Source organism: Emcibacter sp. SYSU 3D8 (assembly GCF_039655875.1).
Lineage (GTDB): Bacteria > Pseudomonadota > Alphaproteobacteria > SMXS01 > SMXS01 > RI-34.
Window position 1 is genome coordinate 136,961 of record NZ_JBBYXK010000004.1, and the last position, 24,588, is coordinate 161,548.

Consider the following 24,588-nt stretch of genomic DNA (forward strand, 5'->3'; position numbering starts at 1 on the left):
GTCTGATGTTCCAGGACCTCTGGGTTGCGGTCGGCCTGATGCTGGTGCTGGAGGGTATCCTCTACGCGCTTGCGCCGGGCGCCATGCGGCGGATGCTCGAGACGGCGCTGCGCCAGCCCGAGCAGACCATCCGCATGACAGGCCTCGCCGCAGCCGTGGTCGGACTGGTTGTCGTGCTGGTGGCGCGCAGCTAATGTGCAGGTCCATTCGGCGTCCTCGGAACGCCGTTTCTTGAAAGCGCCGGCCATGGCGCTTAATTTCTCCCTTGCCCCCCGACCGGCGGGCGCAGCTCGGCGGAGGCCAATGCCCGTTGAGGTTCCCCTCTCGCCAGGTCCACTGATAAGGAGCGGCTTAGTGAGCCTAGCAGACCATATGCCGGACGTTCGGTTCCGGAATACCAGCATGTTCAAGGGAATTCAGATCGCGGCTATCGCCGTGTTCATGGCAGCCGCGCCGGCTGCCGCCAAGCCGGCGCCCGACGGTTTCGCCGATCTCGTCGAGCAGGTGATGCCCTCGGTTGTCAACATCTCGACCACCCAGGAAGTGGGCGGCACCAACGCCGCCGAAAGCGATGACGGCAGCGAGCAGCAATTGCCGCCGGGCATCCCCGACTTTTTCCGGGAGTTCTTCGAGAATCGAAAAATTCCTCCGCAGGAGGCCCACGCCATGGGCTCGGGCTTCATCATCGACGCCTCGGGACTGGTCATCACCAACAACCATGTGGTCGACAACGCCGACAAGGTCGTGGTGATCCTCAACGATGGCACCGAGATGGATGCCGAAGTGCTCGGGCGTGACCGGCGTACCGACATCGCGGTGCTCAAGGTCAAGCCGGTCAAGCCGTTGCAGGCGGTCCAGTTCGGCGATTCCGACGCGTTGCGGGTCGGCGAATGGGTGATCGCGGTCGGCAACCCCTATGGTCTTGGCGGCACCGTCACCTCGGGCATCGTCTCGGCCATCGACCGTGACATCAATGCCGGTCCCTATGACGATTTCATCCAGACCGACGCGGCCATCAACCAGGGCAATTCGGGAGGCCCGCTGTTCACCATGGACGGCAAGGTGATCGGCGTGAACAGCGTCATCTATTCCCGTACCGGCGGCAATGTGGGCATCGGCTTCTCGATCCCGGCGCGGCTGGTGCAGCGCGTCGTGGAAGACCTGCGCAAGCATGGCCAGGTGCAGCGTGGCTGGCTTGGCGTCGGCATCCAGCAGGTCGATCAGGCCATTGCCGACAGCATCGGCATGAAGACGCCCAAGGGCGCGATGGTCACCAATGTTGTCGAGGGCGACCCGGCCGACAAGGCAGGCGTCAAGAGCGGCGACGTGATTGTCGAATTCGATGGCAAGGAGATCGCCGATACCCGCGCCCTGTTGCGTGCGGTGGCCGATGCCGAGGCGGGCCGCAAGACGCAGCTCGTCGTCTGGCGCGACGGCGCGAAGAAGGCGCTTGCCGTCCAGGTTGGCCAGATGAAGGCCGATGAAGAGGCGCCAGTCGCCGACGTGCCGGGCCAGAAAAGCACCACGCCTGCCGTCTCCGGCACGGTCGATGCCCTGGGCCTGACCATGGCGGCCATCAACGACGAGACCCGCAAGCAGATGCAGCTTCCGGAGAAGGCGACCGGCGTGGTCGTCACCAAGGTCGACCGGATGAGCGAGGCGGCGCAAAAGGATATCAAGCGCGGCGATATCATTGCCCGGATCGGTGACAGGGAGATCAAGACTCCGGCCGAAGCGAAGGCGGCGATCGATGCCGGCAAGAAGTCCGGTCGCACCACCATCCTGTTGCGGGTCCGCCGCGGCGATAACTTCCTGTTCGTCGCCCTCAAGGCGAATCCGGACAAGGACAAGAAGTAGGGAAGCGCCGCGAGGCGCAATCCTGACGGCAGTCGAGGGCGGTCCGGTGACGGGCCGCCCTTGCTGTTTCAGCCTGGGCTAGAAGCGCATGTCCGCATGCAGCATCAGCAGCAGCGCGTCGGCCGCCGTGGCGAAGTGGTTGGGGTTCATGCGGTAGATCAGGTTGGTCTGCACGCTGAACGGACCGCCGTTCCAGAAGCCGTGGCTCAGTTCCAGGTCGATTTCGCGTCCGGTCGGCGCCAGGTTCAGGCTGCGGCTGTCATAGAGGATGCTGTCGTTGATGAAATCGCGGCCGGTCGCCACGTCCAGTGTGGCGCGCCCGCTTTCGACCCGCAGCGGCTGGGAGATCGCGAAGCCCAGCATGTGCCCGGCAAGCGGCGTCTGCCAGACCGCGCCGACGCTGTAGGACGAGGTCTCGATCCCGGAATAGGAATGCAGCAGCGCGCTGCCGTGCTCCGACACGCCGGTCCAGCCCCGGCTGGCGTTGGCCACCAGTGTCAGCGTGCCCAGCCGGTAGGCGGCGCTGAGGGTTACGAAGCGGGTGGTGGCGCCCTCGATGCCGTCGAAAGCGCCGGTGGCGACGGTGTCGAGCATGCTGCCGCGCTCGCGCAGGGTGCCGAGCTGGGCGCCCAGGACGAGGCTGTCGCCGACGGCGCGATTGACCTGCACGGCCGCCATCTCGCGGCTGATCCGCTCGGCGCCGTCGAACGGTTCAAGATGCGACGCGGCGGCGGCGAAGCCGATGGTGGTGCGGGGATCGATCTGGTGCAGCAGGGTCAGTCCGGTGCCGTCCTGGGCGAAGCGCATATAGGCTCCGCCGCCGTCGATCGAGCGCAGCATGCCGGCCTCCGGCGCCGCATCGAAGGTGTTGGCGAAAGCCGCGCCGTGGGTGACGCCCACCGACGTGTTGGCGTCAAGCGCATGGACGAAGCTGAACGACAGGTTCTCGTAGCCGTGGTCCTGGGACAGATTGGGGAACAGCTGACGCTTGTCGAGCGCGCCCCATTCGTCGGTGAAGGACATCTGGAACGCGCCGATGCCCGGCACGAAGCCGCTGGTGCCCCGGCGATAGACGCTGCTGCGGGCGAACGAGGCCAGGTCGAAGCGGCTGTCCGGCATCCGGGTGAACCGGCCGGTCAGGTCGACCACGTAGGTCCGGTCGTATTTGTCGGTGATGATGCCCGAGCGCAGCATGGACGCAGCAGCCTGGTCGCCGACGACGGCGTCACCAAAGGCCGCGCCCAGCACCACGGTGCTGCTGCTGGCTGAAATGCCGCCGCTGAAGGTGGGCAGCGACAACGTGCCTTGGGGCGCCAACGCCGCCGCCAGATCCACCAGACCCGCGCCGTAGGTGGCGTCGATGCCGGCAATGCCAAGGTCATCGGCGGTCTCGATCAGAATCCGCACCACGTCGGCGCCGCTCAGATTCGGGAATTTTTCCAGCAGCAGGGCGGCGGCGCCGGCGATGATGGGCGCCGAAAACGACGTGCCGCTGACGATGGTCGTCGTGCTGCCCGTATCGGTGGTGCGGACATTGTTGCCCGGCGCGACAAGGAACACGTCCTGGGTCGTGCCGGCGCGGTTGCTGAACGAGGCGATGCCGTCGCCGATGGTGCTGGCGCCGGCGATGATGCCCAGTCCCTTGGCGTCGGCGCTGGCGGCGAACCGGCTCGATGCCTCGGGAAGGGTGCCGCCATCATTGCCGGCGGCGAACACCATGATCACGCCCGCGTCGGCGGCATTCTGCAGGGCCGCCAGGAGTGAGCCGGTGGGCGCGCGGTTACCGGCCTGGGAGAAGTTGAGCACCCTGGCGCCGTTGGCCACGGCGTAATTGATGGCTGCGGCAAGGTTGAAATCGCTGAAGCTGCAGCCTGGATTGCAGCTGCCGGGCGTGTCGGCGCGCACCATCAGCAGGGTGGCGTCGAACGCGACGCCGTGAATGCCGGCGCCGTTCCGCTCGGCGGCGATCAGGCCGGACACCTGGGTGCCGTGCATCGAGTCCGGCAGCAGCGTGTCGCGGGCGCCGACGATGTCTGCGCTCAGCGGCGACAGGTTGGCATCGAATTCGGGATGCGACGGGTCGATGCCGCTGTCGACGACCCCGACCACGATGCCATTGCCGTCGAGGCCATCGTCATAGGCGGCGAGGGCGTTGATGCTGCCAAGCCCATAATTGAGCCGGTACTCGTTGGTGTCGAACGCGCTGGTCGGCGTTGGCGTTGGTGTGGGCGTCGGAGTCGGCGTCGGCGTTGGAGCCGGCGTCGGCGTGGGCGTCGGTGTCGGGGCAGGTGTCGGGGTTGGTGTCGGTGTCGGGGTTGGTGTGGGCGTCGGGGTCGGGGTTGGCGGGGTACTCACGGGGCCGCCACTGCCGCCGCAGGCCACCAGCCCGGCGACCACGGGAACCATCAAACCCATACGGAACTTGCGAAATTCGATCACGGCAGCCGCCCCCTCGCGACCTGAAGACATTCCGGCCATCGTCCCCGATGGTCAGGCGCTTTGCAATGATCGCGATGCCGGATAATGTTGCCGCGACACGGAAAACGGGGAAATCATGGCCAAGTCGAAATCGAAAGCGCCTGCGCTGGCGTCGAAACAGGTTCTTACGTTGGAGATCGCCAGGCTGATGGCCGAGGGCGTCGAGGACTTCGCCGCGGCCAAGGGGCTGCCGCCGCTTGGTATCGCCATCGTCGACGATGGCGGCAATCTACTGCTTTTTCATCGTCAGACCGGGGTGGTCGAGGGCGGCGCGCGCTATTCGCGGCTGAAGGCGCAGACCGCCGGCCTGCTCGGCAGTTCGACCCGGTTCATCGGCAATCTGGATTATGGCGATCCGGCGCGGCCGCTCGGTATCGGACAGGTCGAGCATTTTACCATCACGCCGGGCGGCTTCCCGGTCCGGTCGAAAGCCGGCCAGCTGCTGGGCGGCATCGGCGTCTCGGGCGCCGCCGCCGAGGACGATGAAGCCGCCGCCCAGGCCGGTATCGAGGCCGTGAAGAAATATCTGGGGTAGGCCTGTGCCGCTCGAGATCTATCTGGGATTTGCTGCGGCTACCCTGATCCTGATGCTGATCCCGGGACCTAATGTGGCGCTGATCGTCGCCAATAGCGTAGCCCATGGCGCGCGATACGGGCTGCTGACCGTGGCGGGGACCGCGTCGGCGATGGTGGTGCAACTTGTTCTGACGTTGCTCGGCACCGGTGCACTACTCGCCACGCTCGCCAGCTGGTTCGAATGTCTGCGATGGCTGGGCGTGGCCTACCTCATCTGGCTGGGGGTCAAGGCTTGGCGCGCATCCCCCGCCGATCTGGGTGGGATTACGCCGCTGCCTCGCGCGCTACGTACGATCTGGCCGCGAGGCTTCCTGGTTTCGTTGACCAACCCCAAAACCCTGCTGTTCTACGGTGCCTTCCTGCCGCAGTTCGTGTCGCGGGAAGCGGATCCGATGGCGCAGATGCTGCTGCTGACGGCGACTTATCTTGCCATCGCGCTCTTGGTTGATAGCGGTTGGGCACTACTGGCGTCGCGGACGCATCGGCTTGTCACGGCAGGTAGCAGGCTGCGCAATCGCATCTCCGGCGGGTTTCTAATTGGAGCTGGCTTTGGGCTGGCATTGGCACGGAAACCATAAAATTCCCTCGTCATTCTAGTGCGCGTGCATGACGAGGGTGGTGGGGCGTCTCAATGATCCAGCAGTCTGAGCGGGCTGCGGCCTTCGACGAAGCCCATTGCGGCGCCCACGACCCACCAGCCGGCCAGGCGCTGCAGCACGCGGGGCATGTCGCGGACGATGTCGCGGGGCACCGCCAGATATTGGTTTTCCTGCTGCCGCAGCCAGGCGCGGCAATAGAGGATGATCACGCCGCGCCGGATGACGTTGGCGCTGACATTGGCGCCGCCGCCATGCCACAGGGCGCCGGTCCACAGCATCACCGATCCTGCCGGCATCTCCACATTGATCGCCCTGGCTGCCGGTTCCGCCAGCGCCGCGGGCGCGTGCGAGCCGGGGACCACCAGGGTGCCGCCATTCTCGGCGGTGAAGTCGTCCAGCGCCCAGATGGTCGACACCGAAAGCGGCGCGTGCGGGTCGGGCAGATTGTAGAAGCCGTCGTCCCGGTGCAGCGTCTGCGCGGGCTGTCCCGGATGCAGTGTAGCGGCCGTCAGGCTCGACAGCTGGATCTGGTCCTCCATATGCGCCTCGCAGATGGCGACCACGTCCGGATGCGCGGCCAGCGGCCAGACCGCGCGGGACTTGCCCAGCAGGCCATAGGGGCGCTGGGTCTTCTCGCCCAGGAAGGCGCTGCGGGCAAAGCCGGTGCCGTTGTTGACATCGTCGAGGCCGGACCGGATCGCGTCCAGCTGCTCCGGCGTCAGGGCATCGGGGATGACCACATAGCCCTGCTCGGCCAGTTGCCTGATCTGCGGCGCCAGCCGCTCGCGGTCTTCGGGGCGCGAGATGCGGTCGCCATATTCGGCGTCCTGGACGGATTTGCCGAACGGATCGCGCCCGTAATCGCCGTCAGCCCGCATTGCGAACCTCTTCCCGGCTGATGATCTCGTGCTCCTCGTTGTACCAGAGCGGCGAATTCGGCAGGTCGATGAAGTTCCGTTCGTCGGCCAGCAGCATGGCGCCGGCCTTCTGGGCCAGCGGGTCGGCGCCCACCGCCGCCAGTTCCTCGCGCGATTCCCAGTACAACTCGGCGATACCGTCATAAGGCTCGGGCGCGCGGCGCGCGGCCTGCAGGCCGGCCGACAATGCGGGGTCGCCCAGCGAGTGGGTCTGCACGTAGCGCTTGACCCGGATGTCCTTCATCACGCTGCGCACCAACGGCCCGTGATGGTTCAGCCAATAGTCGTGGAATTCCTCATGCGTCAGGCGCGGCAGCCGGCGCAGACAGAAGGTCAGCTTAATCATTGAAACTTCCACCCCGTTTTTTATGCTGTCGAAGTATATCGGGGAGACGTCTGAATGGCTACGAAGCCCGAGGAGGCCGTGCGGCACACGCCGCCCGTCGATGCGGCCAGGCCGCTGCCCGATCTGGGCAGCGAGCGCATATCCGGCGAACGCTTTCATTCCCGCGAATGGATGGACCTGGAATGGACGCGCATGTGGCGCCGGGTCTGGAACATGGCGTGCCGCGAAAGCGACCTGCCCGAGCCGGGCGACACCTTCACCTACACGCTGGGCAAGGAAAGCTTCGTGTTCGTGCGCGGCCACGACCAGCGCATCCGCGGTTTCTACAATGTCTGCCAGCATCGCGGGAACCAGCTGATGCTGAACGGCGAAGGCTGCGGCCATGTCGACAGCTTCCATTGCGGTTATCACGGCTGGCAGTGGAATATCGAGGGCGTGCTCCAGCACATCCCCGACGTAGAAACCTATCCGCAATTCCGTAACGGCGTGCCTGCCCATGCCCTGGGCATGGAGCCGGTGGAGACCGATTGCTGGGGCGGCTGGGTGTTCTTCAGGATGGAGCCGGGCGGCGAATCGCTGCTGGAATTCCTCGATCCGCTCCCTGCCCACCTCGACACCTACGAGATCGGCAAGTGGGACATCGTCGACTACAAGACCTTCGAATGGCCGTGCAACTGGAAGGCCGCTTGCGACGCCTTCAACGAAAGCTACCACTTCCAGTCGCTGCACCCGCAGATGATGCAATGGTCGAACGGCATCGCCGTCGTCGAACTGCTCGGCATCCACAGCCGCATGGTCAACGAATACGGCACCGCCGATCCGCGCTACCATGACCAGGAAAAGCCCGGTCCCGAGTTGCGCACCTATATGGGCATGCGCGGGATGGAGCCCGAGCCGGGCTGGACGCCGAAGGACGTGCGGCTGGAAATCCAGCGGCAGAAGCGCGCGGTGCAGGACGTCATGACCTATCTGCCCTACCGCAACATGCATGACGCGCAATTGTCCGACGTCTATCACTACACGTTCTTCCCGAACGTCTCGTGGAACGTCACCTCGGAGTCGATCACCGGCTTCCGCTACCGGCCCCATCCCACCGACCCGAACCTCTGTTATTACGATCTGATCATCATGGGACATTTGCCGCCCGACGCGCCCAAGCCCGAATACACCCACCGGGTGATTCCCCGGGACAAGCTGCCGCGCTATTACCGCGACGTGCTCGACATGGACCTCAACCCGATCATCTCCAAGGTGCTGGAGCAGGACGGCGCCAATCTGGGCGCGGTGCAGAAGGGACTCAGCTCCGACGGCTTCAAGGGCATGGTGCTGTGCGACCAGGAGCTGCGGGTGCGGCTGTTCCACAACGTGGTGGCCGACTACGTGGAAGGCCGCCGCTGATGGGCGTGGTGACGCTCGAATGGCCGGCCGACGGGGTCGCACTGGTCACCATGACCAATCCGGCGATCAACAATCACGGGTCCTGGGCCGGCATCCACGAGCTTTGGCAGACGCTGGTGAAGGCCCGCGAGGACGGCGCGCGGGTGACCGTGCTGGCGTCCGGCGTGCCCGGCCACTGGTTCGAGCATGCCTGGCTGCGCGACATGCTGAACATGTTCCAGGGCAAGGAGGTGTCGGGCCCGGCCGACGGCTGGTTCGGTTGCATCAACGAACTTTCGAAGTCGCCGGTCGTGTCCATTGCCGCCATCTCGGGCGATACGTCGGGCGGCGGCTGCGAGATCGGCTGGGCCTGCGACCTGCGCGTCGCCGAGGAGCAGGTATATTTCAGCCAGCCGGAAGTGCGCATCGGCGTCGGCACCGGCATCGGCGGCGCCAGCCGCCTGGTCCGCCTGATCGGCCGCACGGTTGCGGCGGAAATGGTGCTGGACGGCGGCGCGATCAGTGCGCAACGCCTCTACGAACTGGGCGGCATCAATAAGGTGGTGCCACAAGGCACGGCGCTCGAGGCCGTGCTGGCCTGGGCCACGCGCCTCGCCGGCCACCCGCCCGACGCCCTCGCCGGCATGAAGCGCATGCTGGCCCAGGCGGAAGAGAACCCGCTCACCGAGGCCATCAAGAACGACCAGAGGATTTTCCAGGAATTTTCCGGCAAGCCCGCCGCCCTCGCCAGAATGGAAGAGGTGCAGGCGAAATTCGACGCCGGCGCAGGGATCAGGGAGACGTATTGGCTAGGGGAGATTGAGGGGTAACCCTATCGGGCCTTGAATTTCCGTACCGTATAAGGTGCATAGCGGAGAATCTTGGTGGCGCGACGGCCGAAGATCATCGAAGTGCGCTTCTATGCGAGTGCGTCGGACGCCGAACCGGTGCGCGACTGGCTGAAGGAGATGGACCCAGCAGACAGGCGTGCTATCGCCACCGTCGAGCACGGCTGGCCGATCGGCATGCCCACCTGCCGGCCATTGGGCGAGGGGCTGTGGGAAGTGCGCACGAGCCTTGAGGGCGGACGCATCGCGCGCGTCATCTTCGCCATACTCGAGGGGCGCATGGTGCTGTTGCACGGTTTTATGAAGACCACGCAGAAAACACCGAAGGTTGATCTCGATATGGCCCGCAAGCGCAAGAAGGAGATCGAACGATGAGCAAGGCGAAACCGGCGATGAAAGCCCAGCCCGAACCCGCGCGCGGGCGCATCGGATCGAGTTTTGATGCGTTCATGAAAGAGACCGGCGACTACGAAGCGGTGAAATCGACCGCCTTGAAGCGTGTGCTTGCGTGGCAGATTGGCCAGGAGATGAAGTCGCAGGGTGTCACCAAGACCGAACTTGCGGCGCGCATGGAAACCTCCCGTAGCCAGCTCGATCGGCTGCTCGATCCCACCAATGACGAAGTGATGCTCTCGACGCTAGCGCGCGCGGCCGAGGCGCTCGGGCGCGAGATCAAGCTGGAACTCGCGTGATATAAGCGGGAACGAAGGCCGACGCCAAGTGCGCGGGCATGGGAGATGGGGTAGTCAAGTGCACGATCACCGGAACCGCAAACCTGCCGCCGGAAACTCCGCGCCATGACGGTCGAGCAGTGGTTTCGTGCTGCTTGCCCATCCTGCGGAGCGGGTGGACAGTCCTTTGGAACATTCCGGTGTCTAAACCGCCGTTGCATTACGACTTGCACGAACTGCGGTCGGACGTTGATTTCTGAACTGAGTTTTATGGCCTTCTTGTTACTGTGTCTGTATGGGCAAGCACTGGTCTTCGCGCTTTTTCTGCCTGTCATATACGCTCTGGCCAAAGGTGATTGGCTTCTTATTGGCGCGCTGATGGCATTGGTGTTCCTGCTTTGCGTGCCCGTTGGGATAGCTCTGCACACACGATCCCGATACATCAGCGCTCTGAAGGCGAAGCCGAGCGCATCCGGCACGTCATTCCGTTGAAATAGTCTCGATTGTGACGATGTGCGTTTATCGAACCTAGGGCTCGTTCGAACTTCTCGCCTCGCCCGTCACCGCCCCATTCTCGAACGGATACTGGAACGGCCACTCGGCCAGTTCCTGGCTGGATAGCGGACAGGTCTTGCTCTCCGGCAATGTCAGGATCCGGCCCGCGGGCTTCAGCGCGGCGATCACGCGCGGGTCGGCGCGCAGTCGGTCGAGCAGGGCCTGTTCGCGGCGCTCGATGTCGGAGGTCGCCGGCGGCTGTGGCCGGATATGCAGGCTGTCGAGCAGCAGGCGGGCGGCACTTGGCTCTTGCAGCGATTCAACCAGCCTGGCCGCGGCGTCCGGACCGCGCAGCATGCCCACACCCAGCACGGCGGCGATGGGATTGTCCGCCGCATGCGCCGCGGCATAGTCGATCGATGCGTCGCGCTCGCGGGGACGGTCCAGCGCATCATAGGCCATGGCGCGAACGTAATGGGCCATGACGATGGCATAATCGTAGCTCGGGCTGATCGCCTCGACCCGGGCCACACGCGCCAGTGCCTCGTCCCAGGCGCCGTTCCCCAGCATCAGGAACGCGCCGTTCAGCACCAGTGACAAGGCGTAAGGGTTGTCGGCGCCCAGCCTGGCGATGCCGTCGTCCCATGCGGCCAGCGCGGCCTCGGCATCGCCGCGTTGCAGCGCCTCGCTGGCGATGGTCTCGAACACCGGCACGCCGAATTGTGCCTGTGCCGCATAGCGCGGCAGCGACGGGATCAGGCGCCGGGCCGCGTCGGCGGCCGGCTCGCCGCAGCCCATCTGCGCCAGCACGCTCATGGCATAGATCGCCGCGAACAGGTTTTCCGGCTGGCGGCGGTGATGGTTCCACGCCGCCTCGAACGAGCGGCGGTAGACGGCAGGATCCGCCAGCGCCGCGCGCAGGACTGGCGCGTCCCAGAGCGGCGCATAAACGGCATCGCTGCTGGCGGTGAACAACACGTCATGGGCGCCGATCCGCGGCAGCAGCGCTTCGGCCTCGGCGGTGTTCCCGGCATGCGCCAGCGAGCGCGCCCTCAGGAACAGGTCGAAATCCTCGCCCTGCGACGGTACTGCGGCGACAGCCAGCAGGTCATCGGCCAGCAGCCAGGTGTCGCCGGCCTGCAATTGCCAGATCAGGTTGGCGACGGTGCGCAGCAGTTCATCGTCCACCGGTTTGCCGCTGCGCAGATAGGCCAGCGCCTGCTCGCCCGCCTCGGCGTTGCGATCGACAAAATGCAGGGTGAGAAACTGCATCTGCCAGGCCCAGTCGCCATATTCCTCCGAGGCGCGCAGGCTGACGAAATCGGGCAGCGCGCCGGCCAGGTCGCCGGATTCATACCGGAAGGTCGCGCGGGTCTTCAGGAGCATGTCATCGTCGGGCGACAGGCCGATGGCGCTGTCGATGGTGGCAAGCGCGCTGTCGCGCTGGCCGCTGCCCCACAGCACCTTGGCGCGGATATACTGGCTCTCGGCGGTCTTGCCGAGACTGGACTCGAGTTCGTCCAGATCGGCCAGCGCCAGCGGATAGTCGCCCAGGGTCTGCGAGGCATAGGCGCGGACCATCAGCACCGCCGGCCGTGCCCAGGGCGTCGTCATCAGCACCTGCTCGGCGATGGCGCGGGCTCCCTTGGGGTCGCCCTTCTCGATTTTCATCACCGCGAGCATCAGCCGGGGCAGGGGATCGCCCGGCCCGTCGCCGAACAGCGATGGCAGCTCCGGCTTCATGGCCGGATCGGCGCCGGGATATTCGCGGTTCAGCAACGCCAGGTCGGCGATGGCGCCTTCGGCGTCGCCCGACGCCATCTTGGCACGGCCGCGCATGACCAGCAGGAACGGGTCCTGCCCGCCCAGTGACAGCGCCTTGTCCACGTCGGCCATGGCGCCCGCCGGATCGCGGCGGTCCAGCCGGATGCGCGCACGCACCCCATAGGGTGACGGGTCGTCAGGCGCGGCCTCAAGAGCCTTGTCGGCGTCGGCCAGCGCCACGTCCAGCCGCCCCAGTTCGGCGAGGGCGGTCGCCTTGACCAGCCGCAGCCAGACGAAATCCGGCGCCGCCGCGGCGGCGTTGTCGAGCAGGGTCAGGCCCTCGCTCTCCTTGCCGGCGCGTAGCAGGATCAGGCCCTTGTAGGCCAATGCTGCCGGATTCTCGCCGACGATGGCGAGCGCTGCATCCAGGTCCGCGAGGCCCTGGGCCGTGTCGCCCATGCCGGCGCGCACCAGGCCGCGATGGGCCAGCGCCACCGTGTTCTGCGGGTCCAGCGACAGGGCCCGATCGAAGGCGGCGATGGCCTCGGCGTCCTTGTGCTGACGCATCAGCGCATAGCCGCGCATGAACGCCACGTCGCCATTGAACGGCTGCCGTGCCGCCAGAGCGTCGATGGCCTTCAGGGTCATCGCGTAGTCGTAGGCCTGGAACGCGGTGCTGACCGCCATCCATTCGCGCACGCCGTCCTCGGGGTCCCCGGCCGGAGCCTGCTCGCAGCCGATGCCGGCTGGGCCGCACTGGGGACGTGCCGGGTCGTCGGTGTGATGGGCAGGCGCGGCAGCGAATGCCGCGCTGCAGGCCAGAAGCAGGGCCGCGAACCCGGCTGCCAAAGTCCGGGCTGCCAGGCGAACGGGGCGCTCCGGCATCATGGGGCTGCCGAGGTCATTCAAGACTAACCATCAGCTTGCCGGTATTCGAGCCGTCGAACAGCGCGCGGAAGACAGCCGGCATGTGTGCGAAGTCGGTGCGTACATCCTCGCGGGCGTCCAGCCTGCCCTCGCGGTACCACTCCTCGAGCAGCACAAGTGCGTCGTCGATCTTGTCGGCGAAGTCGGGCAGCAGAAAGCCCTCGATGAAGGCGCGCTTGACCAGCAGGTTCCAAAGGTTGCGCGGACCGGGGCGCGGCTCGGTGTCGTTGTATTCGGCAATGGAGCCGTTCATGACGATGCGGGCATGCAACTTGATATTGTCGAGCACGGCCTCGAGCATGGGGCCGCCCACATTGTCGTAATAGATGTCGATGCCTTCCGGGCACACCCCCTTCAGGGCGGCGGACAGGTCGCCGGCGGTGCGGTAGTTCAGCGTGGCGTCGAAGCTCAGCTCATTCTCCAGATAGCGGCATTTCTCCTCGGTGCCGGCCGAGCCGACGACCCGGCAACCGAAGATCTTGCCGATCTGGCCGGCCAGGGTGCCCATGTTGCCGGCAGCGCCCGAGATGAACAGGGTCTCGCCCGCCCTGGGTTTGCCGATATCGCGCAGGGCGATCAACGCGCTGCAGCCCATGCCGCCGAGCAGGCTGTTGTACTTGGCCAACGGAATATCGCCGCCGGCCGGCAGCTTACGGAACACGAAGCCCGAGCCGAGCAGCGAGTATTCCGACCACGAGCCGACCGCATAGAGCCGCTCGCCGATGGCGAAATCAGGATTGCGGGAGGCGATCACTTCGCCGATGACTCCCGCGCTGACCGGCGCGCCCAGCGGGATCGGCGGGAAATAGTTGCCGCCTTCATCCATCCAGCCGCGCTGGGCCGGGTCGACCGACAGGATCAGGTTGCGGGTGACGAATTCACCCTCGCCGGGCTCGGGAACCTGGCCTTCGACAAGCTCGAAGTCGTCGTCCCGGGGCACGCCCTGCGGGCGGCGCTTCAGCGTCCACTGGCGATTCATGGTCATGGTCTGTCTCCGGCGGATTATTGTCCGTGCATGTTTCTATGACATACTGCGGTCGGCCGACCATACCATCATCCCCATCACAAAGGACCAGCAGCGCATGCCAAAGGCGGTCAGGGACGAAATGCATCTCGTCAGCGATGACGAGTACAAGGAACGCCTGCAGGAACTCCAGATCGAACTGGTCAAGCTTCAGCGCCACAATATCGCCAACGACCTCAAACTGCTGGTGATTGTCGAAGGGCGCGACGCGGCCGGCAAGGATGGCGTCATCAAACGTGTCGTCGAACATCTCAGCCCGCGCGAGACCCGGGTCGTCGCGCTCGGCAAGCCCACCGAGCGAGAAAAATCCGTCTGGTATTTCCAGCGCTGGGTGCCGCATCTGCCGGCAGCCGAAGAGTTCGTCCTGTTCAACCGCTCCTGGTACAATCGTGCCGGTGTCGAGCGGGTCATGGGCTTCTGCACCGACGACGAACTCGAGGAGTTCTGTGATACGGTCGGCTTTTTCGAGCAGATGCTGATCCGCTCCGGCGTGGTGCTGATCAAGTACTACATGGACATCTCCAAGGCCGAGCAGAAGCATCGGATGAAGGAGCGGCGGCGGGATCCCCTGAAACAGTGGAAGATCAGTCCGATCGACGCCGTGGCCAACAAGCTGTGGACGGAATACAGCGAGGCGCGCAACGACATGCTGGCGCGTACCCACACCCCGGCGTCGCCGTGGAACATCGTCAAGGCCGACCACAAGAAGACGGCGCGGATCAACCTGATTTCCGACCTGTTGGCGCGCTTCGATTACGAGGGAAAGAAGCCTAAGGTCATCCGGCCCAATCCCTCTGTCGTGTTCAGCTACGACCCTGCCTATGTGGAAAGCGGCCTGATAGCGCCCTGAAAATGGAAATCGAAGTCAAGCTTCTGGCCCGGCCCGGCGAACTGTCCAACGTGATGCGGGCGGTGGCGGAAGTGGCGTCGGTCGTCCGGGAGCCGGCGGTCAAGCGGCTGGAGAGCCGCTATTACGACACGCCCTGCCGAAAGCTCCTGAAAAGCGGGATGTCGCTGCGCGTGCGCCGCGTCGGCGGCGGCTTCGTTCAGACAGTCAAGACCGAGGCGGACGGCGGCTTCGCCCGCGGCGAGTGGGAGAAGCCGGTCGCATCCTTCGCCCCGGAAATGGATGGCGCCTGCGACGCACTGGCGGAAGTCTTCGTGACCGAGATCGAGCGCAACAAGATGATCGTCTGCTTTCCCGCCTGGCGGTCCGATCCGAGCCGTATCGAGCTGGCGCTCGACACCGGCATCATTCGCGCCGGCGGGCGCGTGCTGCCGGTCAACGAGGCGGAACTGGAGCTGATCGAGGGCAGCACGGCGGATGTTCTCGATCTTGGCGCCCGGCTTGCCGAGATGCTGCCGCTGCAGCTGTCCCTGGATTCCAAGTCGGCGCGCGGCTACAGGCTCGCCGACAACGCAACGCCGTCGTCGGCCAAGGCGGACAAGCTGGAGTTCCCCGATCATGTCTCCCTCGAGGATGGCATGCGCGAGAGCCTGCTGGCCTGCATCCGCCAGTGGCTGGCCAACCAGGCGTCGGCGTTCGACGGCCGCGACGCGGAGGGCGTGCACCAGATGCGGGTGGCGCTGCGCCGGTTGCGCTCGGCGATCCAATTCTTCCGCGACTTCATTCCCGAGCCGCCCTTCAAGGAGTTCCGCGACCAGTCGAAATGGGCGGCCAATTGTCTGGGGCCGGCGCGCGACTGGGACGTGTTCCTGCTCGAGACGCTGCCGCCCGTCATGGAATTGTGGCCCGAACACCGCGGCCTGCGCGCGCTCTACGACGAGGCGCTGCGGATGCGCGACGACGGATATACCCAGGCGCGGGTCGCCATGACATCGCCGGCCTATACCGTGTTCGCGCTGCGGCTTGCGGGATGGGTCGAGCGGTCCGGCTGGCGGGTCGGTCTGTGCGGCGACCAGATCGAAGCCATGCAACGGCCCATGACCGATCATGCGGGGCATCTGCTCGACCGGCTCTATCACCGGGCGATGGACGCGGGCGACGGTTTCGACGATCTCGATTCGGAGGCCAAGCACGAACTGCGTATCGCGCTCAAGAAGCTCCGCTACGCGGGCGAGTTTTTCCGGAGCCTTTATCCGCGCAAGGACGTCAGGAAGTTCCGCGATGCGCTCACCGCCATGCTCGAGCTGCTCGGCAAGCTCAATGACCTTACCGTGGCGAAGCACCTTTGCGGTCATCTGATGGACTTGACCAAAGGCGACGAGACGCTGGCATCGGGCGCCGCCACCCTGGTGACGTTCCACCAGCAGCGCGGCCATGTCTCGGACAAGGCGCTGTCCATGGCCTGGGACAACCTGTGCGGCGCCGATCCGTTCTGGCGCGATTAGCGGCTAATGGGCGACAAACCACCAGACGGCGACACCCACGGGCAGCGCCAGCAGCAGTCCTGGCGCGACCCGTCTGGCCATCGACGCGCCGCCGATCGAGGCGACGATGACGAACTTGGTGACGATGTTGACCGCCACGGCGGCGAGAATGGCGAGCGCGCCGACCGACGCCTCCATGCCGCCGGCCACCCTTTCAGCCGCGGTCAAGGACGGTGCATCAACGTCGGTCAGCCCGGCAACGGCGGACACCAGCAGCAGGCCGGCATCGCCAAGCCATGTTTGCAGGCCGGCCGAGGCGACCATGACCACGGCAAGGATGGCGGCGAAGCGGAGTGGCGTGGCCAGGCTGAACGGCTTCATGTCGTCCATGGCCTGCTGTCCCCCGCCGCCGGCGGCGGTTTCGCGCGGCCACATGATGGCGACGCATACCGCGCCGGTCAGCGCCATGGCGCCCAGCACCGGCGCCAGCTTCCAGGCCAGCACCGGCGCGAAGGCTGCCGAGACCACCAGCAGCCGCACATAGACCACCGTCGAACTGGCGACGGCGGCAGTGGCAGCCGAGGGTTGCACCGCGCCGCCGCCCTTGCCCAGCCGCGCCATGGTAACCGCCACGGCGGTTGAAGACGCCAGCCCGCCCATCAGTCCGGTCACGATCAGGCCCCAGCGTGCCCCGGCATATTTCACCGCCATGTAGCCGGCAAAGGACAGCGCGGAGATCAACACGACCATCAGCCAGATCACGTAGGGATTGAGGGCTGCCCACGGGCCAAAGCCTTCGTTGGGCAGTATGGGCAGCACCACCAGCGACATGACCAGCAGGCGCACCGCGCCATAAATCTCGGGCTGCTCGAGGTTTTCCACCCATCGGTGCAGCGGCGGCTTGAACGCCAGCAGCATTGTCACGACGACGGCGGCGGGCACGGCGATTTCTTCCCTGCCCGATCCGGCCAGCGCCCCCAGCGCGAAGGTCAGGATCAGCGCGATCTCGGTGGTGATGCCGTGATTGCCGGCTTCAAAGGGGATGCGCACCAACGCCGCCGCGACGATCAGTCCGACGAGCGCACCCATGGCGACAATTATCCAGACTCCATAGGTGGTGGCCAGCGCCGCGGCGACACCGCCGAACAGCCCGGTTACCGTGAAGGTGCGCAGCCCGGCCATGCGCCCGGAGTCCGGCTTGTCGCGCTGGGTCCAGCCGCGTTCCACACCGATCATCAGTCCAATTCCCAGCGCGATGGCCAGTTCGATAAGCGGCGAATAGTCGGGCATGGTCGGCAACCTCCGGGGGCGCTGGCGCTATGTTATTCGGTCAACGCGATGATTTCACGAACGGTGCCGGGTTTGCGCCGTCAGAGGAACCGATTATAAGCGTCCGCAACCATTCAAGGCCCCAGCAAGAAACCGGGAAGATGCCATGATCCGCGACCAGGAAGTCTTCAACCAGCTGCGCGACACCATCCGCCGCTTCGTCAACGAACGTCTGATCCCTGCCGAGGAGAGGGTTGTCGAGGACAACGCCGTGCCGGCGGAGATCCTCAAGGAAATGCGCGAGATGGGCCTCTACGGCATGACCGTGCCCGAGGAATATGGCGGCCTGGGCCTGACCACCGAGGAAGAGGCCTACATCATCATGGAACTGGGCCGGGCCTCGCCCGCATTCCGCTCGAAGATCGGTACCAACAACGGCATCGGCTCGCAGGGCATCGTCATTGACGGCACGCCCGAGCAGAAGGCCCGCTTCCTGCCCAAGGTGGCGGCCGGCGAATATGTCGCGTCATTCGCACTGACCGAGCCTGACGCCGGCTCCGACGCGGCCAGCATCCGCACCACCGCGATCCTCGACGGCGATGATTACGTGGTGAACGGCACCAAGCGGTATATCACCAACGCGGCCGACGCCTCGATCTTTACCCTGATGGCGCGCACCGATCCGTCGAACAAGGGCGCGGGCGGCGTGTCGGCGTTCATCGTCGAGAAGAACAGCCCCGGCCTCACCGTCGGCAAGCCCAACAGGAAAATGGGCCAGGCCGGCGCCAATGTGTACGACGTGATCTTCGAGGACTGCCGGGTTCCCGCCGCAAACCTGATCGGCGGCGTGCCGGGGCAGGGCTTCAAGACCGCCATGAAGACGCTGGACCGCGGCCGCCTGCACATCTCGGCGCTGTGCGTCGGCGTGTCGCAGCGGCTGGTCGAGGAATCGGTCCGCTACGCTATCGACCGCAAGCAGTTCGGCCAAGCCATCGCCGATTTCCAGCTGATCCAGGCCATGCTGGCCGACAGCCGCACCGAGTCCTATGCGGCCCAGTGCATGGTGCTCGACGCCGCGCGCAATTATGACGCCGGCAACCGCAATGTGGGCGACATCGCCGCCTGCAAATATTTTGCCTCCGAGATGGTCGGCCGGGTTGCCGACCGGGCGGTGCAGATCCACGGCGGCGCCGGCTATATGTCCGAATATGCGGTGGAGCGATTCTACCGCGACGTGCGCATTTTCCGCATCTACGAGGGCACTTCGCAGATTCAGCAGCTGTTGATCGCGCGCAACCTGATCAAGGAATTCCGGAAATGAAGAACGACGTCAATCGCCAGTGGCTGCTGAACGGCCGGCCCGAGGAAACCAACCCGGTCGTCATCGAGGATCATTTCAAATATGCCGAATCGCCGCGGCCCGAAATCGGCCCCGGCCAGTTCCTGGTCCGGTCGCTGTATCTGTCGATCGATCCGGCCATGCAGGGCTGGATGCGCCAGCTCGCCGACTACATGCCGGCCATGGGCATGGGCGACGTGATGCTCGGCCGCGCGGTCGGCCGCGTGGTCGAATCCAACAATTCGGACTATCCGGTGGGCGATCTGGTCTACGGCGTGTTCGGGTGGCAGGACTACTACGTCTCCAACGGCGTCGACCGCAACGGCGTGCCCGTCAACAAGCCGCCGAAGGGCGCGGCGCCGCAATCGGTGCTGGGCGCGCTGGGCACGACCGGCCTCACTGCCTATTTCGGCCTGTTCGACATCGGCCGGCCGGTGCCGGGCGATACGGTCCTGGTGTCGGGCGCGGCGGGTGCGGTGGGCTCGCTGGTCGGTCAGTTGGCCAAGCTGGCCGGATGCCGGGTGATCGGCACGGCGGGCGGTCCGAAGAAGTGCGACTGGGTGGTCAAGACCCTGGGTTTCGATGCCTGTGTCGACTACAAGACCGAGAATGTGCTCGACCGGATCGCCGCGCTGGCGCCGGCCGGTGTCAACGTGTTCTTCGACAATGTCGGCGGCGCGGTGATGGAGGCGGGCCTGGCCAATCTGGCGATGAATGCCCGCGTCGCCCTGTGCGGCGGCATCGCCGGCTACACGAAGATCATTCCCGGCCCGGCGAACTACATGCAGCTGGTCATGAAGCGCGCCCGCATGGAAGGCTTTCTCGTCGTCGACTACATGCCGCGCTGGCCGGAAGGCGTGGTCCGCATGAGCCAGTGGATCGCCGAGGGCAAGCTGAAGGAGACGGTCGACATCGCCGAGGGCTTCGATATGGCGCCCAAGGCCCTGATCGGCCTGTTCAGCGGCGCCAACATGGGCAAGCAGATCGTGAAGATTGGCGACGATCTGCAGAATTAGCCGTCGGACTAGTTGCCGTGCAGGATGGCCCGGATCTTGTTCGCCAGCGCCACCTTGGTGAACGGCTTCTGGATCAACTCGAAGGTATCCGACATGTCCTCGGCCTGCTGAATGGTATCGGCGGCGTACCCTGACATGAAGAGCACCTTGACGTCTGGTCGGCGTTCCCGGGCGTTCCGTGCCAGCACCGCGCCGTTCATGCCTTTGGGCAGGACGAGGTCTGTGATCATCAGATCGATTCTGCGGGTGCTCTCGATGATCTGGCACGCTTCATGGCCTTCCTCTGCTTCGATGGCCTGATACCCCAGTGAGGTGAGGATGCGGCTGACGAGGCTGCGAACCATCTCGTCGTCTTCGACCAAAAGTATGCATTCTCCGGCCTGCGCCATCGGCAAATCCAGCAGGCTTAGACGGGGCTTCAACGCCGAAACCGGCCCATCCACGGCGGGAAACAGCAAGTCCACCCTGGTTCCAATGCCCAAGGCGCTAGTGATATGCATCGCGCCACCGGATTGCCTGACGAAGCCGAACACCTGGCTGAGGCCGAGGCCGGTTCCCTTGCCTTGCGGCTTGGTGGTGTAAAACGGCTCCAGCGCCCTTTCCGCCACATCGTCGGGCATGCCCGTTCCGGTATCCGACACGGCGATGGATGTGTAACGCCCCTGCGTGACGTCTCCGGTTAGCTCTGGACGTGGTCCGTCGATTTCGGTGTTGGTCCCCTCGATAGACAGGGTGCCGCCATCCGGCATGGCGTCCCGGGCGTTCACGGCCAGATTGATCAGGGCGCTTTCCAGCTGGTTCTGGTCGGCTCGGATCTTCCACATCCCGTCCGGAAGCCGCGTCTGAATCTCGATAGTTTCTCCGAGCAGCCGGCGAAGCAGGCTGGTGAGTTCGGTCACCAGGTTCGGGATTTCCAGGATTTGCGGCATCAGCGGCTGGCGCCGGGAATAGGAAAGCAATTGCTGGGTCAGGCTGGTTCCCCGGCCAGCGGCCTTCAGCGCATCGCGGATCATCTCGCTCATTTCCGGACTCGGTGCGCGCTCCTGCATCAGTTCGAGATTGCCCTGGATGACCGCCAGCAGATTGTTGAAGTCGTGCGCGACGCCGCCGGCGAGTTGACCGATCGCTTCCAGTTTTTGGGACTGATGAAGCTGCTCCTCCTGGGTTTCCCGAGCTTTCTCCGCCTTGTTTCGCTCCAGGGCCATCTGGATGGTGGCGTGCAACTCCCGCTCGGAGAACGGCTTCAGCAGATAGCCGTAAGGCGCCGTTGTCTTCGCCCGTGTGAGCGTGGCCTCCTCCGAGTATGCCGTGAGATAGACAACGGGAATCTTGTGCTCGGGCGGCACCCGCGACGCTGTCTCGATCCCGTCGATGCTTCCGTCGATACGGATGTCCATCAGGATCAGATCGGGCCGGTCCCTGTCTATGGACTGGAGCGCCTGTTCGCCTGAAGCAACCACGGCCGGGACTTCGTATCCCAGTTTTTCAAGTTGCTGGCGAATGTGCAGGGCGACGATCCGCTCGTCTTCCACCACCATGATTCGGGAGGGTGTCATCGGGCGGCCTCACTTGGTTAGGGGAAATTTTACGAGAAACTCCGTCGCCGGAGACCTGCGCATGCTGAACGATCCCGCCAGCTGATCGGTCAGCAGGCTGACGAGTTGAAGACCCAGCGTCGGGGTCGTGGAAATATCGAACGTGTCGGGAAGGCCCACGCCGTTGTCGGCCACGGTGACCGCGACCATGGTGCCTGGCTGTTCCATCCGCAGGGTGATCGTGATCTGGCCCTGCGCCTGGTTGGGGAAGGCGTGCTTGAGTGCGTTTGACACCATTTCGTTCACTGCCAGGCCGCAGGGGATCGCTGTGTCAATAGGCAGCGTTATGGTCTCGGCGTCCACTGTCAGCGCAATTCGGTCGGCGTCGACGCCGTAGGAACTGGCGAGAGTCCGTACGAGGGACTCCAGGAAGTGGCCGAAATCCACCTCGGCGAAGTCGTTGGACTGGTAGAGGGTCTGGTGGATCAGCGCCATCGACCGTACCCGGTTCTGGCCTTCCCGAAGGATTTCCTGGACTATCGGATCGCTGATCATCGCCGATTGCAGGCCCAGCAGGCTGTCGATCACCTGAAGGTTGTTCTTCACCCTGTGGTGAATTTCCCGGAGCAGCACGTCCTTTTCCCGCAGCGCCGCCTCGATGCGGCCCTGGCGTTGCTTGCGGTCGGTGATATCGACGATCGCCGACAGGACCAGGGTGCCGCTATCGGTTTCGATCGGGTTCAGGCCGATCTCGACGGGAAACTCGCTGCGGTCCTTGCGGACGGCGTAGAGGTCGCGGTCGGCGCCCATGGGGCGGGACAGGGGATTCTCGAAGAACATGTTGCGCAGCGCCGGATGCGCGGTGCCGAAGCGTTCCGGAACCAGCATCTCGACCGGCTGGCCCAGCATCTCGTCACGGCTGTACCCGAAGACGATCTCGGCCTGGGCGTTGACGAGTTCCATGAGGCCGGCGGGATTGATCATGACCATGGCCGTGGGAGAAGCGTCTATGACCCGACGCAACCATTTCTCGCTCAGCCGAAGTGCGGCCTCTGTCCGTGCATGCTTGCCAGTGTCAGGTTGGAAAACGTCCTCGTTCATCACAAAACCTTACCCGCAATGCGCTGGTAACTCCCCATTATCCCAAGGATATATGCGATCGAAATCGTAGATCTCTTTGTTTAATAGCGTACACCCGAATATCGGCGGCAACCATCCGAAAATGATTAAATCCATGAAAGATGATTGTGTCTTGATGACGTATTTGCAAGTGCAAGTGCAAGTGCAAGTGCAAGTGAAAGTATAAGTAACGATGAAAACGCAAATAAAAATGAGGGTGCAAGGCCCGGTCGCGCTCCTGTCTGGAGCCGGAATATATTTGGCGGCCTTGAAATCACTGTCCAGGCAATCAACCGGATCGTCGGGACCAGCGACGATCCGTTGATGCAAAAGCCAGCCACGTGAGGGTTTTTAGACGCGCGTACAATGTAGTACGGTCCTCTTCCAGACAGGGGAGACGAAGATGACGAACGTGAACCGGCAATGGGTCGTCGCGGATGCGGCGGGCGGCAACGGGCTGGGCCTGACGCGGGACCAGTTCGAATATTGCGAGACCACCGTGCCCGAGATCGGCGACGGCGAGATGCTGGTGCGCAGTGTCTATTTCTCCTGCGATCCCATGAATCATGCCTGGGTCAAGGGCATGGAGGAACGTTTCAAGGCGATACCCGTCGGCGCGCCCATGTGCGGCGGCGTCGCCGGTCGGGTGGTGCAGTCGCGTCACCCCGACTTCAAGCCGGGCGACGCGGTGACCGGCTTCATGGAGTTCGCCGACTATGTGGCCACTGGACCCATGGACCGCACCGGCACGGCGCTGCAGCGGATTCCGGAAGGCTTTCCGCTGGCCTCGGGCCTCGCGACCCTGGGGATGAATGGCCTTTGCGCCTATTTCGGCATGAGCGACATCGGTCATGTGTTGCCGGGCGACACGGTGGTGGTGTCCGGCGCGGCGGGCGCTATCGGCAGCGTGGCGGGGCAACTCGCGAAACTGTCCGGCGCCCAGGTGATCGGCATTGCGGGCGGCGCGAAGAAATGCACGATGCTGACCGATGATCTCGGCTTCGACGCCGCCATCGACTACAAGTCCGAGGACGTCATGACCCGCATGGCGGCGCTGTGCCCCGAGGGCATCGATGTGTTCTTCGACAATGTGGGCGGCGCGATCCTCGACGCGGCGCTGGCCAACATGGCCCATGGCGGACGCATCGTGATCTGCGGCGGTATTGCAACCTACAACGCGCCGGGCCCCGGCCTGCAGAACCACATGGCGCTGGCCATGCGCGGCGTCACCATGGCCGGCTTTTTCTTTTTCGACTATATCGCCCGCTTTGACGAAGGCGTGAAACGCCTGGGTGCCTTGCTGAAGGCAGGGAAAATCAAGGAAGTCCTTGATGTTGCCGAGGGATTCGATGCCTACCCGGACGCGGCGCTTGGCCAGTTCCTGGGCCGCAACATCGGCAAGCAGCTGGTGAAGGTCGCCGACGATCCGGGCCAGTGACAGGCCAGCGAAGGGTTTTCCGCGTGCGTGCGTTAAAGCCCCTGTCAAGTTCAGGCAATACGGAGAGATACAGATGGCTAACAAAGCCCTGATTACCGCGCTGGTGGCCGGCATGGCCCTGACGACGGGTGCTATCGCCGGTGTCGGCACGGCCTTTGCGGGTTCCCATGAAGGCCGCGGCCACGGTGGCGGCCACGGTGGCGGTCACGGCCGCATGCTCGAGAAGCTGGATACGGACAAGGACGGGTCGGTCAGCAAGGCGGAATACGAAGCCAAGCGCGCCGCTGACTTTACGGTGGCCGACGCCAACAAGGACGGCAACGTCACCCAGGACGAGTTGAAGGCTTTCCACGAGAAGAAGATGGCCGAGCGCAAAGCCAACCGCGAAAAGCGCATGTACGATCATCTGGACGCCAACAATGACGGCAAGGTGACGAAGGACGAATTCGCCAGCGCCGGGAAGTTCGACCGGATGGACAAGAACAACGACGGCAAGATCACGGCCGACGAGATGCACCGTCGCGGCAAGGGCCCGCACGGTGGTTATGGCGGCCCCGGCGGTCCGGATGATGATGACGATTCCGACACGGCGCCTTCCGAATAACGGGCGGCACCGGGATACCGAAGGGCGTCCGGCATGGCCGGGCGCCCTTTCCTTTTGC

Annotated in this window: 22 protein-coding genes; 14 read left to right on the forward strand and 8 right to left on the reverse strand. The window is 64.8% G+C overall.

Features of this window, described 5'->3' with window-relative positions:
* The first annotated feature begins 5 nt into the window (after nt 1–5).
* Both WJU21_RS14610 and WJU21_RS14615 read left to right on the forward strand, forming a co-directional pair.
* Nucleotides 6–194 carry a DUF2065 domain-containing protein gene (locus WJU21_RS14610; RefSeq protein ID WP_346324186.1) on the forward strand — a complete coding sequence of 63 codons (189 nt, stop codon included), beginning with the start codon at nt 6–8 and terminating at the stop codon, nt 192–194.
* A 208-nt stretch (nt 195–402) separates the two neighbouring features.
* On the forward strand, nt 403–1,857 hold the full coding sequence (locus WJU21_RS14615; RefSeq protein ID WP_346324187.1) for a DegQ family serine endoprotease: 1,455 nt from the start codon (nt 403–405) through the stop codon (nt 1,855–1,857).
* Between the two features lie 78 nt (nt 1,858–1,935).
* Here WJU21_RS14615 and WJU21_RS14620 read toward each other — a convergent pair whose 3' ends face one another.
* The gene (locus WJU21_RS14620; protein ID WP_346324188.1) at nt 1,936–4,296 is read right to left on the reverse strand and encodes a S8 family peptidase; all 2,361 of its coding nucleotides are present in this window, start codon (nt 4,294–4,296) and stop codon (nt 1,936–1,938) included.
* 115 nt (nt 4,297–4,411) lie between these two features.
* Between WJU21_RS14620 and WJU21_RS14625 the strand changes: the two genes are divergently transcribed.
* Together WJU21_RS14625 and WJU21_RS14630 are read left to right on the forward strand one after the other, a co-directional pair.
* A complete protein-coding gene (locus WJU21_RS14625) occupies nt 4,412–4,870 on the forward strand; it encodes a heme-binding protein (RefSeq protein WP_346324189.1) in 459 nt (152 codons plus the stop codon).
* A 4-nt stretch (nt 4,871–4,874) separates the two neighbouring features.
* Nucleotides 4,875–5,489, forward strand: a complete 615-nt coding sequence (locus WJU21_RS14630) for a LysE family translocator (protein WP_346324190.1) — start codon at nt 4,875–4,877, stop codon at nt 5,487–5,489.
* A 50-nt stretch (nt 5,490–5,539) separates the two neighbouring features.
* Here WJU21_RS14630 and WJU21_RS14635 read toward each other — a convergent pair whose 3' ends face one another.
* Both WJU21_RS14635 and WJU21_RS14640 read right to left on the reverse strand, forming a co-directional pair.
* Nucleotides 5,540–6,388, reverse strand: a complete 849-nt coding sequence (locus WJU21_RS14635; protein ID WP_346324191.1) for a phytanoyl-CoA dioxygenase family protein — start codon at nt 6,386–6,388, stop codon at nt 5,540–5,542.
* Entirely contained in the window at nt 6,378–6,773 is a 396-nt protein-coding gene (locus tag WJU21_RS14640) for an EthD domain-containing protein (protein ID WP_346324192.1), read from the reverse strand. The genes WJU21_RS14635 and WJU21_RS14640 overlap by 11 nt, the downstream gene beginning before the upstream one ends.
* Before the next feature lie 54 nt (nt 6,774–6,827).
* Here WJU21_RS14640 and WJU21_RS14645 point away from each other — a divergent pair, with 54 nt between their 5' ends.
* The 4 genes from WJU21_RS14645 to WJU21_RS14660 are packed head-to-tail and all read left to right on the forward strand — an operon-like array spanning nt 6,828 to nt 9,690.
* Nucleotides 6,828–8,171 (forward strand): aromatic ring-hydroxylating dioxygenase subunit alpha, encoded by a 1,344-nt coding sequence (locus WJU21_RS14645; protein ID WP_346324193.1) that lies wholly within the window; start codon nt 6,828–6,830, stop codon nt 8,169–8,171.
* Entirely contained in the window at nt 8,171–8,980 is an 810-nt protein-coding gene (locus WJU21_RS14650) for an enoyl-CoA hydratase/isomerase family protein (protein WP_346324194.1), read from the forward strand. Before WJU21_RS14645 ends, WJU21_RS14650 begins: the two co-directional genes overlap by 1 nt.
* 51 nt (nt 8,981–9,031) lie before the next feature.
* On the forward strand, nt 9,032–9,373 hold the full coding sequence (locus WJU21_RS14655) for a type II toxin-antitoxin system RelE/ParE family toxin (RefSeq protein ID WP_346324195.1): 342 nt from the start codon (nt 9,032–9,034) through the stop codon (nt 9,371–9,373).
* Nucleotides 9,370–9,690 (forward strand): helix-turn-helix transcriptional regulator, encoded by a 321-nt coding sequence (locus WJU21_RS14660; RefSeq protein WP_346324196.1) that lies wholly within the window; start codon nt 9,370–9,372, stop codon nt 9,688–9,690. Before WJU21_RS14655 ends, WJU21_RS14660 begins: the two co-directional genes overlap by 4 nt.
* A gap of 507 nt (nt 9,691–10,197) precedes the next feature.
* On the opposite strand, the gene WJU21_RS14665 is transcribed toward WJU21_RS14660, so the two are convergent.
* Complete coding sequence (locus WJU21_RS14665; RefSeq protein WP_346324197.1) at nt 10,198–12,777, reverse strand: tetratricopeptide repeat protein; 2,580 nt, start codon at nt 12,775–12,777, stop codon at nt 10,198–10,200.
* Nucleotides 12,778–12,829: 52 nt separating this feature from the next.
* A complete protein-coding gene (locus WJU21_RS14670) occupies nt 12,830–13,840 on the reverse strand; it encodes an NADP-dependent oxidoreductase (protein WP_346324198.1) in 1,011 nt (336 codons plus the stop codon).
* Nucleotides 13,841–13,937: 97 nt separating this feature from the next.
* Between WJU21_RS14670 and ppk2 the strand changes: the two genes are divergently transcribed.
* Together ppk2 and WJU21_RS14680 are read left to right on the forward strand one after the other, a co-directional pair.
* Nucleotides 13,938–14,729, forward strand: a complete 792-nt coding sequence (gene ppk2 / locus WJU21_RS14675; RefSeq protein WP_346324199.1) for a polyphosphate kinase 2 — start codon at nt 13,938–13,940, stop codon at nt 14,727–14,729.
* Nucleotides 14,730–14,731: 2 nt separating this feature from the next.
* Nucleotides 14,732–16,231, forward strand: a complete 1,500-nt coding sequence (locus WJU21_RS14680; protein WP_346324200.1) for a CYTH and CHAD domain-containing protein — start codon at nt 14,732–14,734, stop codon at nt 16,229–16,231.
* A gap of 3 nt (nt 16,232–16,234) precedes the next feature.
* On the opposite strand, the gene WJU21_RS14685 is transcribed toward WJU21_RS14680, so the two are convergent.
* The gene (locus WJU21_RS14685; protein WP_346324201.1) at nt 16,235–17,500 is read right to left on the reverse strand and encodes an MgtC/SapB family protein; all 1,266 of its coding nucleotides are present in this window, start codon (nt 17,498–17,500) and stop codon (nt 16,235–16,237) included.
* Nucleotides 17,501–17,645: 145 nt separating this feature from the next.
* On the opposite strand from WJU21_RS14685, the gene WJU21_RS14690 reads away from it, so the two are divergent.
* Both WJU21_RS14690 and WJU21_RS14695 read left to right on the forward strand, forming a co-directional pair.
* On the forward strand, nt 17,646–18,800 hold the full coding sequence (locus tag WJU21_RS14690; protein ID WP_346324202.1) for an acyl-CoA dehydrogenase family protein: 1,155 nt from the start codon (nt 17,646–17,648) through the stop codon (nt 18,798–18,800).
* The gene (locus WJU21_RS14695; protein WP_346324203.1) at nt 18,797–19,834 is read left to right on the forward strand and encodes an NADP-dependent oxidoreductase; all 1,038 of its coding nucleotides are present in this window, start codon (nt 18,797–18,799) and stop codon (nt 19,832–19,834) included. Before WJU21_RS14690 ends, WJU21_RS14695 begins: the two co-directional genes overlap by 4 nt.
* Before the next feature lie 8 nt (nt 19,835–19,842).
* On the opposite strand, the gene WJU21_RS14700 is transcribed toward WJU21_RS14695, so the two are convergent.
* Together WJU21_RS14700 and WJU21_RS14705 are read right to left on the reverse strand one after the other, a co-directional pair.
* On the reverse strand, nt 19,843–21,390 hold the full coding sequence (locus tag WJU21_RS14700) for a response regulator (RefSeq protein ID WP_346324204.1): 1,548 nt from the start codon (nt 21,388–21,390) through the stop codon (nt 19,843–19,845).
* A gap of 9 nt (nt 21,391–21,399) precedes the next feature.
* On the reverse strand, nt 21,400–22,470 hold the full coding sequence (locus tag WJU21_RS14705) for a histidine kinase dimerization/phosphoacceptor domain -containing protein (RefSeq protein ID WP_346324205.1): 1,071 nt from the start codon (nt 22,468–22,470) through the stop codon (nt 21,400–21,402).
* Nucleotides 22,471–22,891: 421 nt separating this feature from the next.
* Between WJU21_RS14705 and WJU21_RS14710 the strand changes: the two genes are divergently transcribed.
* Complete coding sequence (locus WJU21_RS14710; protein WP_346324206.1) at nt 22,892–23,926, forward strand: NADP-dependent oxidoreductase; 1,035 nt, start codon at nt 22,892–22,894, stop codon at nt 23,924–23,926.
* Nucleotides 23,927–23,999: 73 nt separating this feature from the next.
* Complete coding sequence (locus tag WJU21_RS14715) at nt 24,000–24,530, forward strand: calcium sensor EFh (RefSeq protein WP_346324207.1); 531 nt, start codon at nt 24,000–24,002, stop codon at nt 24,528–24,530.
* The last annotated feature ends 58 nt before the right edge of the window (nt 24,531–24,588 follow it).

Bases quoted from the DNA above. Each gene is read 5' to 3' on its own strand.
- WJU21_RS14700 (WP_346324204.1), bottom strand. From the start codon at position 21,390: ATGACACCCTCCCGAATCATGGTGGTGGAAGACGAGCGGATCGTCGCC.
- WJU21_RS14685 (WP_346324201.1), bottom strand. From the start codon at position 17,500: ATGCCCGACTATTCGCCGCTTATCGAACTGGCCATCGCGCTGGGAATT.
- WJU21_RS14640 (WP_346324192.1), bottom strand. From the start codon at position 6,773: ATGATTAAGCTGACCTTCTGTCTGCGCCGGCTGCCGCGCCTGACGCAT.
- WJU21_RS14660 (WP_346324196.1), top strand. From the start codon at position 9,370: ATGAGCAAGGCGAAACCGGCGATGAAAGCCCAGCCCGAACCCGCGCGC.
- WJU21_RS14650 (WP_346324194.1), top strand. From the start codon at position 8,171: ATGGGCGTGGTGACGCTCGAATGGCCGGCCGACGGGGTCGCACTGGTC.
- WJU21_RS14625 (WP_346324189.1), top strand. From the start codon at position 4,412: ATGGCCAAGTCGAAATCGAAAGCGCCTGCGCTGGCGTCGAAACAGGTT.
- WJU21_RS14610 (WP_346324186.1), top strand. From the start codon at position 6: ATGTTCCAGGACCTCTGGGTTGCGGTCGGCCTGATGCTGGTGCTGGAG.
- ppk2 (WP_346324199.1), top strand. From the start codon at position 13,938: ATGCCAAAGGCGGTCAGGGACGAAATGCATCTCGTCAGCGATGACGAG.
- WJU21_RS14690 (WP_346324202.1), top strand. From the start codon at position 17,646: ATGATCCGCGACCAGGAAGTCTTCAACCAGCTGCGCGACACCATCCGC.
- WJU21_RS14710 (WP_346324206.1), top strand. From the start codon at position 22,892: ATGACGAACGTGAACCGGCAATGGGTCGTCGCGGATGCGGCGGGCGGC.
- WJU21_RS14680 (WP_346324200.1), top strand. From the start codon at position 14,732: ATGGAAATCGAAGTCAAGCTTCTGGCCCGGCCCGGCGAACTGTCCAAC.
- WJU21_RS14635 (WP_346324191.1), bottom strand. From the start codon at position 6,388: ATGCGGGCTGACGGCGATTACGGGCGCGATCCGTTCGGCAAATCCGTC.
- WJU21_RS14645 (WP_346324193.1), top strand. From the start codon at position 6,828: ATGGCTACGAAGCCCGAGGAGGCCGTGCGGCACACGCCGCCCGTCGAT.
- WJU21_RS14695 (WP_346324203.1), top strand. From the start codon at position 18,797: ATGAAGAACGACGTCAATCGCCAGTGGCTGCTGAACGGCCGGCCCGAG.
- WJU21_RS14705 (WP_346324205.1), bottom strand. From the start codon at position 22,470: ATGAACGAGGACGTTTTCCAACCTGACACTGGCAAGCATGCACGGACA.
- WJU21_RS14615 (WP_346324187.1), top strand. From the start codon at position 403: ATGTTCAAGGGAATTCAGATCGCGGCTATCGCCGTGTTCATGGCAGCC.
- WJU21_RS14670 (WP_346324198.1), bottom strand. From the start codon at position 13,840: ATGACCATGAATCGCCAGTGGACGCTGAAGCGCCGCCCGCAGGGCGTG.
- WJU21_RS14715 (WP_346324207.1), top strand. From the start codon at position 24,000: ATGGCTAACAAAGCCCTGATTACCGCGCTGGTGGCCGGCATGGCCCTG.